At 53.9% G+C, this 11,799-nt stretch carries 7 protein-coding genes; 2 read left to right on the top strand and 5 right to left on the bottom strand.

Going from position 1 to position 11,799, the window contains the following annotated elements; all coding sequences use genetic code 11:
* Positions 1-25: 25 nt before the first annotated feature.
* Positions 26-409: a hypothetical protein gene (locus tag H6G13_RS08670; protein ID WP_190482719.1), complete on the top strand. Its 384-nt coding sequence runs from the start codon at positions 26-28 to the stop codon at positions 407-409.
* Positions 410-419: 10 nt separating this feature from the next.
* Here H6G13_RS08670 and H6G13_RS08675 read toward each other — a convergent pair whose 3' ends face one another.
* From H6G13_RS08675 to H6G13_RS08690, 4 genes are all read right to left on the bottom strand, one after another.
* Positions 420-1,490 (bottom strand): AI-2E family transporter, encoded by a 1,071-nt coding sequence (locus tag H6G13_RS08675; protein ID WP_190482720.1) that lies wholly within the window; start codon positions 1,488-1,490, stop codon positions 420-422.
* A 129-nt stretch (positions 1,491-1,619) separates the two neighbouring features.
* Positions 1,620-2,087, bottom strand: coding sequence for a hypothetical protein (locus H6G13_RS08680; RefSeq protein WP_190482721.1), 468 nt, complete (start codon positions 2,085-2,087; stop codon positions 1,620-1,622).
* Positions 2,088-2,202: 115 nt separating this feature from the next.
* Positions 2,203-3,939 carry an EAL domain-containing protein gene (locus H6G13_RS08685; RefSeq protein ID WP_190482722.1) on the bottom strand — a complete coding sequence of 579 codons (1,737 nt, stop codon included), beginning with the start codon at positions 3,937-3,939 and terminating at the stop codon, positions 2,203-2,205.
* 138 nt (positions 3,940-4,077) lie between these two features.
* Entirely contained in the window at positions 4,078-5,523 is a 1,446-nt protein-coding gene (locus H6G13_RS08690) for a hypothetical protein (protein ID WP_190482723.1), read from the bottom strand.
* A gap of 197 nt (positions 5,524-5,720) precedes the next feature.
* Between H6G13_RS08690 and H6G13_RS08695 the strand changes: the two genes are divergently transcribed.
* Positions 5,721-8,156 (top strand): glycoside hydrolase family 31 protein, encoded by a 2,436-nt coding sequence (locus H6G13_RS08695; RefSeq protein ID WP_190482724.1) that lies wholly within the window; start codon positions 5,721-5,723, stop codon positions 8,154-8,156.
* A gap of 4 nt (positions 8,157-8,160) precedes the next feature.
* On the opposite strand, the gene H6G13_RS08700 is transcribed toward H6G13_RS08695, so the two are convergent.
* Positions 8,161-11,724 (bottom strand): PAS domain S-box protein, encoded by a 3,564-nt coding sequence (locus tag H6G13_RS08700; RefSeq protein ID WP_190482725.1) that lies wholly within the window; start codon positions 11,722-11,724, stop codon positions 8,161-8,163.
* Positions 11,725-11,799: the final 75 nt, after the last annotated feature.

Genomic DNA, 11,799 nt, shown 5'->3' on the forward strand with positions numbered 1-11,799 from the left:
GGGAAATTAGTGAATGGTGACGAATATGGCACTTGAAGAACTGCGGAAAAGTGATGTAATGGCCCATCTGCTCGACGCCCTTGAGTCTGGGCAAGATATTGGCCACTACGGCAGATTGGTATTTACCATGGTGGCCCACCACTTTATGGCAGAAGATGAGCTGGTGCAGTGGCTGCAAAAAGACTCTGACCTGAGCGAGCAAGAGGCGCGGGCGCTGTACCTGCAGGTGCAGGGTAAGGACTACAACCCTCCCAAACGCGATCGCATCTTAGAGTGGCAGAAGCAGCAGGACTTTCCTATCTGCCCCAACTCAGACGATCCCGACGCTTGCAATGTCTACAAAGACCTGTCCTTCCCCGAGCAGGTGTACGAACACATCGCCGAATACTACGAGCAAAAGTCTCACTAGTGCCTACGGCTTAAAGATCTCTGGAGACCCCTGCTGCGATGGGTTCCCGTTCGCGGCTAGGGGTCTGCCAACGGTTCATCACGTCTTTGACCAGTACTTCCCGCAGCCAAACCTGCACTACCAAGAGCAGCGGGATAGCCATAAACAGCCCCAAAAAGCCAAAGAACACGGAGAAGACAACGACAGAGAGCAGGGTAAATAGGGGCAGTATAGAGACCTCATGCTTCATCACAAACGGTACCAGCACAAAGCTCTCAAACTGCTGGATCAACACATATAGAATGACCACAGCCACTGCTTTCCAAGGATCCACTAGCAGCGCCAGCAGCAGCGGCGGAATGACAGAAAGCGTCGGGCCAATATTGGGAATGAACTCCAAAAGGCCTGCTAGCAACGCATTCACTAGAGGCAGCGGCACTCCCAAAATCAGTAAGCCTAAATAGCTGACCGCAGCCACGACGGTCATCGCAACAAAGGTAGCGCGAATCCACCCCACGAGCGAAAGCTCGCATTCGTCCAGTATCTGGTTGATGCGGGGGCGATAAAAGGCAGGAAAAGCCATGATAAAAATGCGCCGATACTGAATCGGGTTGATCAGCAGCATGATGGCAGCTGCCAAAAAGAGCAGGAAGTTGAGCACAATTCCCACCGAGTTGGTAACAAACGAAAAGAGGTTACCAACAGCCAGCGTTGCCCAAGTCTGCAGTTCCCGAATCAGATTGTCGATGCCCTCATTATTTGGCAGCAAATTTCCAGGAATTCTAGCCTGGATACTGCTATAAGTAATTTCCAAACGATCTACAACTTCTGGCAAGACCTGCAGCAAGAGCTGAAACTGCCCGGCTAAGCGCGGTAGGATAATCGCGAAAAGACTAAATAGCGCTAGCAGCAGCAGCAACAGGGTAATTGCGATCGCAGGTCCCCGCTTAACATGCATTCGCCGCAGATAGCGCACTACTCGGTTAAGAATAGTGGACAACACAGCGGCAGCGAACAATAGCAAAAGCACATTCCGGATTTGCCACAGAATGTAGATCGCAATCCCGAGGGCGAGTAAACTAACCCATTGCCCTAGCCGCACAAGCCTGCCTCCTTAAGCCACCTATAAAACCATGACCCTGTCCGCAGGCAGGGATTGCCTTGACAGTAAAACAGACTACATTCATGAACATCTATTGCTAGGAAGAAGAATTCTCTGTGAAGCAAAGAATTAGCCTTTACTCTTAGACAATTCCTTTCTCATATGCAGGTATTGCTTGCCCTTTTCGGTAATCTCAACCGTTTCTTTGAGATCTCCATCTGCAGGTAAGGTCTCAATTGGTTCAATCGACTCAATCAAGCTTAGGTTACAAAGCCGCTTCAACTCATCCAAAAGATGATCGTTTTTCTTATAAAAGAAAGGATCAGGGCCATTTAATTTGCTCAAATGGTCAAATTCGTAATCGGTCACAAAACTGTTGATGATGAATTCAACATTCTCAGATTGAGGAGTCAAATCCTCTTGAATTTCGACTGGGCCGATTTTGGCCTTATTAATATTGGTCTCAGAGAAGTTTTCTAAAAGCTTGAGTAAGGGCTGGCGAAAAATCAAAACAGCCACAAAAATGACAAAAGGCCAAGAAAATATAATTGGACCTACTACCGAAATCCAATCAAGAAGCGTTGCTGAGTTTTCCATTTCAATAGACCTGCCGCAAAAATGCCTTTAAGCATCCTGCAGATAAAGATATAATTTTCTTCGTTAACTGGCGTCTATCCTAGGGATAGATACTGTCGCGTCGTGCTGCTTAGATCTACTTGACTGGCAAAAAAAATTGGTTAAACTCAAGTGCTGAAACAGGTCTGCCAAACAAGTATCCCTGCCCCATCTGACAGCCGTGAGACAGCAGAAAATTAAGCTCCTGCTCTGTTTCAATTCCTTCGGCAATCAAATCTAGATTCAACTCCTTAGCAAGCTGAATAATGATGCGAGTAATGGGAATATTGCCAGGGTTTTGATGAATGTTGCGAATGAAAGACTGATCGATCTTCAAAACATCAAAGGGAAACTGCTTAAGGCAGCTGAGGGAAGAGTACCCCGTCCCAAAATCATCTATAGCAACCTCTATGCCCAAAGCTTTGAGATCTTCAAGGGTAGACAGGGCTTTTTGAGTGTCTTCTAAAATTGAGCTCTCGGTCACCTCCAGCACCAACCCTTGGGGAGCTAGCCCCGTCCTCTGGAGAACGCTTTCAACCTGGCCCGTCAAATCCGGCTGGTGAAACTGCCTAGCAGATAGGTTGACGCTGATGGTGAGAGATTTAGCCAACGCTTGCTGCCAGTAGCAAGCCTGTCGGCAGGCAGTTTCTAAAACCCATTCTCCAATCGGAATGATCAGCCCGGTTTCTTCTGCAATTGAAATCAGCTCAATGGGCGAGATATATCCTCGCTCAGGCAAGTACCAGCGAATCAGGGCTTCTGCCGCTATCAGGCGCTGACTAGCCAACTCCACTTGGGGCTGATAAAAAACCTGCAGTTCATCGTTCTCTAAAGCGTGGTGCAACTTCGATTCCAGCGTCAATCGCTCCAGCGCCCGAACATGATGCTGCGGGGTATAGAAATAAAACCCCACATCCAGAGGCTTGTCGCCTTTGTACTTGTTTCCTTTGTAAATGGCTCCCTCAGCGCAGCCCAACAGCCGATCGAGCACCTCTCCATTTTCTGGGTATAGAGAAATGCCGATAGTCGGCTTAACAAAGATTTCTTGGCCGGCTACTAGAAAGGGTTTTCGCAACTCTTGCAGCAGAGACCCTGCCAGCTCAGCGATCTGAGCCTGTCCCATGGCAGGACGGCTCAGCATCGCAAACTGACGACCGCCGAGATAGGCAATTACCTCTAGGGAAGGCAAAGCGGCGGAAAAGGCCATTAGTCTTTGAGCAAAGGACTCTAGCAGCAGCTTGCGCATCCGGTGACCGAGAGTCGCGCTGATGTGCTCTAGCTGGTCTAGCTCCACCACCAAAACCGCCAGCGACACAGTTTGCTGTTGGGCGTAGATTTTGGCAAGGTCAAAGTGCTTCTCTAGAAGCTGATAGTTGGGCAGCCCAGTATCCCGGTCGTAGTGCTGCAGAAACTGAGCGGCTTCCTTGGCCTGTTCTAGCTGTTGGTTGAACCGATCAACCAGGCCCAGGTGTTTGTTGAGGCGCACAGACACTGCTTCTAACAGGTCTTCGGGCGAAAATGGCTTTCTCAGGTAGTCGTCAGCCCCTAGCTGCATCCCTTGGCGCAGCGCGTCTTGCTCAGAGCGGGCCGTTAGGAAAATAAAAGGCGTATTGGCGGTTTCAGGATGCTGCCGAAGTTCTGTTATCACCCCATAGCCGTCTAGGCGAGGCATCATCACATCGCAGATGATTAAGTCGGGGGCCTGCTGTTTGGCCAACTCCACACCGCTCATGCCATCTGCTGCTGCCAGAGTGGTGTAGTCAGCCAGCTCTAAAATTTCGCAGATGTTTGCCTGAACCTGAGGTTCATCCTCAATCACCAAAATTGTGCTCATAGTTTTGGGGGAAGGCGTAGCAGTGGAGCAGGTTCCCGCTTCGCTGGTAGAGCCAGGAGTGTTAGAGCCATGAGTAAGGCTGTCCTGCGGGAATACTCGGGCGTTAATGTTAAGATTACCCAGCTTAACCGGCCAACTTTACACCAGAGTTGGGGTCGCCCACTGCACACCGCTGTTTTGGGGAACCTCAGCGAGGAACTGATCGAGCTGCTGTAGGGTGAGCGGAGTAGGCATAGGGAAGCGGTCAGGAAGCTTTTTGAGCTCAGTATAGTGGCGAACGAAAGAAGCGCCATCTCGGGGATATTTCCGCTCATCTACGCCGAGAAAATGGCCCTGACGGGTAGCCTGCTTCAGCACTGTTCGCCACTCCTCAATAGAGGCACCTCCCAAGGCCTCTAAGCCATTGGAAAACAGCGTTAGATAGATATCGTCGTAAGGGGGGCTGCTGTCTAGATAGCGGTTGAGCAGTTCTAGAGAGGTGCGATCGTTAAATACTTTCCAGTACGGCACTAGCCCCAGCCGCAGTGCCCACCAGGGCTGCAAGTAGACAAAAGACTCGACGAATAAGCGATTGCTGGGCAGACCCCGCTGTTGATACCACCAGCGATAGAGATCAGCCACTAAGGGGCTCAGATCCTGGGGGTCGTTAAAGCAAATTCGGCGCACCCGAAATCCGTTCTCTCGGGCAAAGGCTTCCACGTCTTCGCGCAGCTCTGCGTCAAAACCCCACTCTGACTCGGGTATCCAACCGCTAGCGAGGGGCGGCTGCCAGCGGCGGTGCTTTGACCCGCGCTGGTGGAGAAACTCGGCTAGCTCAGGGGTGGGCTGGAAATAGTCGATGGGGGTAAGCTTTCCCTTGCCGCCGAACTGAAAGGAGTGGCGCTCATCGGCCTGAGTTGCCAGCCACTGATACTCACACTCCAGCAAAAACAGAGTCGCTCCAGGTTCTAACGTGTCTTTGAGAAACTGCTTATACTGCTCTCCTAAGCGGGTGCGCTTGAGCCGGAAATAAGTGACATGCCCCACCTTCAACCGATCCTGGTTGGGATCGTGCATTTGATAAACCTTAAGGTCGGGGTTGTTTTTTAGCAGGCGTTGGGCAGGGTCTGTAGCCCAGGCTAGCTCTTGTTCAGGGTCGTCTTTATCCACGGAGTGGCGCAGACAGGTAAGCAGGGTTTGGGGCAACCAGGGCATACCCAAGGCTGCACAGAGATGGACGGCTGCGCCATTGGACGAACCGATCATGGCCCCAGGGTAGTGACGCTTGGGGTATAGGTTAACGACCCAGCGCGATACCGTTTCTGCCCGCACACTATCGGCTACCCAGGGACCAGAGGCATCTAACCAGCCGGAGAAAGTAGAAACTGTTTCAACCCACTTGTTGGGGAGGCGGTTGCCAACCTCAGCCAGAGTCGCCATTAGTTCAGGCGCTACTCCTCCTGATCGCAGTTCTTTGCCATGCAGATACTGAGCAATGCCCTTAAGCGCTACCGTGGCTGAATCAAGCCCAATGACGTAACCGGGCTTACGTCCTTTTGAAACGAGGTAGTCAGTTAAGCGGGCGTAAAGGGACGAAACAGGCATGAGGCTGAGCTGGTTTTCTTCCCCTAAGTTACGCAACCTCAGTCTTAAGGAAATCGGGCCAGAGGCAGAGAACAGAGGTTAGCCTTTCAGTAGAAGCCTTTTGGCTGACTAAAACTTACTTTAGGGGGGATGTTTTGCTGCTGCGGCTGACATCGAATAGAGCGTTTGCTCTGCCTTGAAGTGTTTTGGGATGGCCTATGGGGTTTCTGCACAAGGTGATGTTGCGGGTTCAGGCGCTGCTGCGATCGCTATTTTTTCTCCAGTTTCTTCCAGCCTCTTTTCTCTATGCTTTTAAGCGCGATCGCAACGAGCGCCGCTTTGCCAGCTCTGCCGCCCCCGCCGATCCGACCGCCCCTGGAAAACTGCAAAAGGCGGCAGCTACGGAGCGGGGCGCTCACTTCGTCTTTGAGCAGGCCACCCTTGATCTAGAATTTCTCGCCGCAGACTTGGTGTGCCTTACCTGGCAGCCAGGACTTTTGCCAGTGCCCTATGCCATTGCCCGTCAGGACTGGGAACAGGTCCAGACTACACTCAAGCCCTCTGAAGCAGGCTGGATGCTGACCAGTGAGGCGCTAGCGGTGACGGTGGAGCCAGCGGGGGCAGTAAAGCTGTGCGATCGCAACAACAATCTCTTGCGCCAGGACGATCCCCCAGAGTGGCGCGGAGAGACTTGGACCCATCGCACGCCGCTGCCGCAGGAGGCTCATATCTACGGCCTGGGCGAACGGATAGCCGGGCTCAATCTGCGGGCCGCCCGCAATGCTCAGGGCCAGCCCAAGACCTTCAGCCTGTGGAACACCGACCCTGCCAATATCAGCGAGCCAGGGCAAGACCCGCTCTACATCACGATGCCGGTGTATCTCGGGCTGCATCACCAGGGCAGCTACCTAACGTTTTACGAAAATTCTTTTAGGGGGGAGATGCAGTTTGGGGAGGGGGATGCGATCGCAAACTTCTCTGGTGGAGCCTTGCGCTACTATCTGGCAGCAGGCGATCCGCCCCAGCTACTAGAGCGCTTTAGTGAGCTGACTGGGCGAGCCCCTTTGCCGCCCCGTTGGGCTTTGGGCTACCACCAGTCGCGCTGGGGCTACCGCACCGAGGCCACAGTGCGGGCCGAGGTGGCGCTGTTTCAGCGCCACGACTTGCCGATTAGTGCAGTACATCTCGACATTGACTGCCAGGTTGGGCACCGCTCCTTCACCCTCGATCCCGACCGCTTTCCTAACCTCTGCCAGTTCACCCATGAGCTGCGAGAAGCCGGGGTGCGGCTGGTGGCAATCAACAACCCCGGCATTAAGCACAGCCGCCACAGCAACCTGTTTCTAGAGGGCCGGGTGCTCAACGCCTTCTGCACCTATCCCGACGGGGAGCTGGTGGTGGCTCCGGTGTGGCCCGGGCAGACCGTCTTTCCCGACTTTACCAACCCTCAGGTACGAACCTGGTGGAGCTACCAGTTTGCCTACCTGCTAGATGTCGGCATCGCCGGGTTTTGGAACGATATGAACGAGCCGGTGACCTTTGTCAGCTGGGGCGAGGCCACCCTGCCTTTGGTCACTCAGCACAGCTTGGAGGGGCGCGGCGGCGACCACCGCGAGGCCCACAACCTATACGGCATGTTGGAATCGCGGGCAGCCTATGAGAGCCTCTGCCAGCACCGGCCAGAGCGGCGGCCTTTTATTGTGTCGCGCTCTGGCTGGGTGGGCATGCAGCGCTACGCCTGGACTTGGACCGGCGATACCCTCTCCACCTGGGAAGCCCTGCGGTTGACCGTAGGCACGGTGGTGGGCTTGGGCCTGTCGGGGGTGCCCTTCAGCGGCCCTGATATCGGCGGTTTTTTGGGCAATCCTTCGGCAGAGCTATACGTCCGCTGGTTCCAAATGGCGACGTTTTTGGCCTTTTATCGCACCCACTGCTCCATTGGCGTTGACCCGCGTGCGCCCTGGACCTACGGCGAACCGACTCTCAGCACCATTCGCTATTTTCTGCGGCTGCGCTACCAGCTGCTGCCCTACCTTTATACGCTGGCTTGGGAAGCGGCTCAAACAGGTCATCCCCCGGTTCGCCCCTTGTTTTGGTACCACAGCGATGATCCCCAGCTTTGGGGGATTGAGGATCAGTTTTATCTGGGTGAGGCGCTGCTGGTCTGCCCAGTGGTGCAGGATGGGTTGCGATCGCGCCCCGTCCACTTACCTCAGGGCCACTGGTACGACTTCTGGAGCGATACCTGCTGGGAGGGTGGCAAAACTCTTGAAATAGAAGCCCCGCTAGAGCGTCTGCCACTGCTGGTTAAGGCGGGCACCGTGTTGCCGCTGGAAGCAGAGGAAACGCTTACCCTGCACCTCTATCCACTGCCCCAGGGCGAGAGCCAGAGCCAGATCTACAGCGATGCGGGAGAAGGGTACAGCCCTTCCCGGCTAGATCACTTTTGCCTATCTCGCCAGGACAATGAACTCACCCTGTCTTGGACCGCCTCTGGAGACTATCCTTGGCCCTACCAAAAGGTGAGGCTACAGGTTCACGGCCTGTCGCTGCAAAAAGCTTGGGTAGACGACCAAGAGGTTCTACTCCAAGATAACCAGGTAGAATGCCTGCCCTTTCAACAGGCCCGACTGGTCTGTGCTGCTCAACCCTGACAACTCAACTCTGACAATAGGAGGGCAGCGTAACGGTGAACGTCGTGCCGACCCCCAACTCGCTGCTGAGCTGTACTGTGCCGTGGTGTAGGTCTACGCATTTCTTGACAACCGATAGACCTAACCCGGTCCCCTGAATAGTGCCGACATTGCTGGCCCGATAAAAAGACTCAAACAGCAGTTCAATATCTGCCGCCGGAATGCCCAAGCCCCAGTCCTGCACCACAAAGCGGGCCTGTCCCTCCTTTAGATACAGGGAGAAGTGAACTGGGCTGCCCTCAGGTGAATACTTGATGGCATTGACCAGCAGATTTATCAGAATTTGCCGCAGCAGCTTTTGATCCATGCACACGACGGGCATATCTGAGGGCGGCTGTGACGTGCCAGCACTTGAATACACCGAAAATTGCAGGCTGTGATGATCACTGCTGAGCTGCAGTTCCTGGGTCAGCGTCTGGCAAAACGGGACTAGGCTAAAGGTAGTAGGAATAAAGGCTAGCCTGTCGGCCTCTGCCCGGTTAAGCAGCAAAATGTCATCCAGCAGATGGGTGGTGTGCTGAACGTAGGTTTGAATGGTTTGCAGATGCTGCTGCTTTTTCTCTTCACTAAGACGGCTGCCAAAGCTCTTGAGAATGCCTGCAGAGGAGGCAATGACCGCTAGCGGTGTCCGAAATTCGTGGGAGGTCATGGAGATAACGCGAGATTTGAGATCGCTAAGCTCCTTTTCTCGGGCCAGAGCACGGTGCATCTCCTGTTCACTGCGCTTGCGATCGGTAATGTCAGTCACCCGCACCAGATTAATCACTTGGCCCTCAACGGGAATGGTGCGAGCGGCAAGATTGCCCCAAAACTCATTGCCTTTTAGGGTGATGTACTCAACCTCTCGGCTCCAAAAGCCTTTCTGGCTCATCTGCTCGACAATGGCCTCTAGTTCTGAGTCACTAAACAAATGCTTTTGCAGCGCTTCTCCGCCCACAATGCCAATCAAGTCTGCTTTGCAATCAGCTTCGAATAGTTCTACTGCTCGGTCATTGCAGTCAATCGTCAGAAAAGTTTCTGCATCTACTAGAAAAAGGGCATCGGTAGAGTTGTTGAAGATGGCGTCTCGCAGTTTTTGGGAGCGCTCGATTTCGGCTTCGACCTGCTTGCGCTGGGTAATATCGAGGAACAAACCGTCCCAAAGAATAGAGCCATCTTCCCGCAATTCTGGTTCAGACATGCCCTGTACCCAGACCAAGCGACCCGAAGGGGTATAAAAGCGGCCCTCCCAAATCCAGCGGGTCAGAGTAGCGGCGGAGGCTTGAATAGTTTGGCTTAAAGAGTCCTGGTCGTCTGGGTGGAGCAGCCTAAGAGCAGTGTCAGCCTCCTGCTGAATGACGGCAGCATCGATTTCTAAAATTTCGGTGATGCGATCGCTCATATAAGGAAACTCGCGCCGCCCATCGCTGTGCAGCACAAACTGATACATGGCCCCCGGTGCGTTGGCAGCAATGCGCTGAAAGCGGGCCTGGTTGCGGCGAACGGTTTCTTCTGCGAGACGACGGGCCGAGATGTCACGAACCATGACCAGCACCGTATCGTCTTCGCAAAGCGTTAGGCGGGCCTCCTCATGTACGGTCTGACCGTTGATAACAATCTGGTACTCCTGAGTGCGGCTTACCCCTGTATCTAGAACCTGACGCACACAGTTCAGTCGGCTCTGGGCAAGGTCTGGCGGCAAAACGTCAAAAATATTGGCTCCTGGCATCAGCTTTTCCAAGTTGACCAGGTGCACTCCGGCACTCCTAAAGATATCTAGGTACGTACCGTTGCGGTCCACTCGCACCAGCAGATCAGGAATGGCATCAATTAGGGCTCGCTTGGTTCCTTCACTCTTTTGCAGAGCGGCCTCTGCCAGCTGCCGCTGAGTGACATCGCGGGCTGTGCCGACAAACTGCAGCACCTTTCCCTTTGAGTCTCGCTTAAAAACAGTGTCGTGGCTCTGAAACCAGCGCCAGGAACCATCGGCCAGTCGGATTCGGTACTCGATTTGCGCTATTTCCCCTTCGCCCAGATTTCGAATCTGCTTGAGATAGGCAGACAGTCTCCCCACATCGTCAGGGTGGATATAGGACTGAAAGAAGCTAGCACCCATGCTCAAAATAGATTCCGGCGGGTAACCCAGGAGATCTTGAATGGCACGGTTTATATAGACATAGCGACTAGCCGACAGATCGTAGATATAGAGGATGTTGGGGCTCCTATCGGCAATGCTTTCAATGAACTGGCGACTTTCTCGCAGGGCTGCTTCAATCTCCTCTCGCTGATGAATCTCTAGCAATAACAGGTGATTGCTCTCTGCTAGCTCCCGGGTGCGGGCAGTAACCCGCTGCTCTAACTCCTGATTGAGGTTGAAAAGCTCCAGTTCAGCCTGCTTGCGCTCGGTGATGTCGCGCACAATCACCATAGACTCATCTTCACCGCAGGGCACAATTCGCACTTCCTCACGGCGTTCTTCCCCATCTAAAACAATGGTCTGCTCATAGACCTGCAGCTTCCCGGTTTCTAAGGCCTGCTGTAAGTAATGTAGGCGCTGGCGGGCGATGTCTTCGGGCAGTCCATCTGCCGCCATGTTTTCTGAGACTATCGGGTTAGGTAGCGGAATGAAGCGAACCCCACCGCCGCTAAAGAAATCTAGGTAGCGACCCTCTACTGTCATCCGCATAATTAGGTCGGGTAAGGCTTGGAGCATAGCCCGGTTTTTGGCTTCGCTGCGGCGCAGAGCTTCCTCAGCCTGCTTGCGCTCGGTCATGTCGCGCACCACCACTAGAGCCTCATCTTCGCCACAGGGAACAACGCGCACTTCTTCGCAGTGCGGTTCGCCCTCAATAATCATGGTCTGCTCATAGATCTGCCGAGACTGCGTTTCAACTGCCAAGCGCAGGTACTTCAACCGCTTGTGAGCCTCTTCGTCAGTCAGGGCGTCAAAGACAGTGTTGTCGGAAGTGGTAGGGTTGGGCAGCGGTACAGTTTTGAGATCTCCACCGCTAAAGAAATCTAGGTAGCGGCCATCGACTGTCATTCGCATAATCAAATCGGGCAGCGCCAGCAGCATTGCCTGGTTGCGAGCTTCGCTGCGTCGTAGGGCTGCTTCGATACGCTGATGCTGGGCTATGTCGTGGTGCGCAGATGGCGTTCCCTGACAGGCGAGCTGAGTCTTGGCCCTGACAGCTTCAATGGCCCAATGCAGCGCCGCTGGGGTCAGTTCCTCCCAGTTTAGATAGGCCTGGGCTCCTGCCTCAATTGCTCGGCTGATAGTCGTCTCATCCCCCGGATTCACTAGAATCAAGGCTGGGAGAGGCTGACTCCCCTGCTGCCCCAAAGCCCGGAGAACTGTTAGCCCATCTATTGCCGGAGGCTGATGGCTAATCAAAATAGCCTCGGGCTGAGAACTTTGGCAGTGCGACAGGGCTGCTGACTCTGTTGCTGCTTCTGCTAGGGAGTATTGGGTAGTCGGGTGATTCAGGCAATAGCGCAGGCGGTGGCAGTCTTCTGAAGCGCCTACCAGGAGTACATTGCAGAAATTCATAGCGGGTTTTGCAAAGACTGGGCAAAGGAAACGCGATCGCACCCGGACATGACCGTTTCTTAGAGTATGCCTTGC

This window comes from Pseudanabaena sp. FACHB-2040 (assembly GCF_014696715.1).
In the GTDB taxonomy this organism is placed as follows: Bacteria; Cyanobacteriota; Cyanobacteriia; order Phormidesmidales; family Phormidesmidaceae; genus JACVSF01.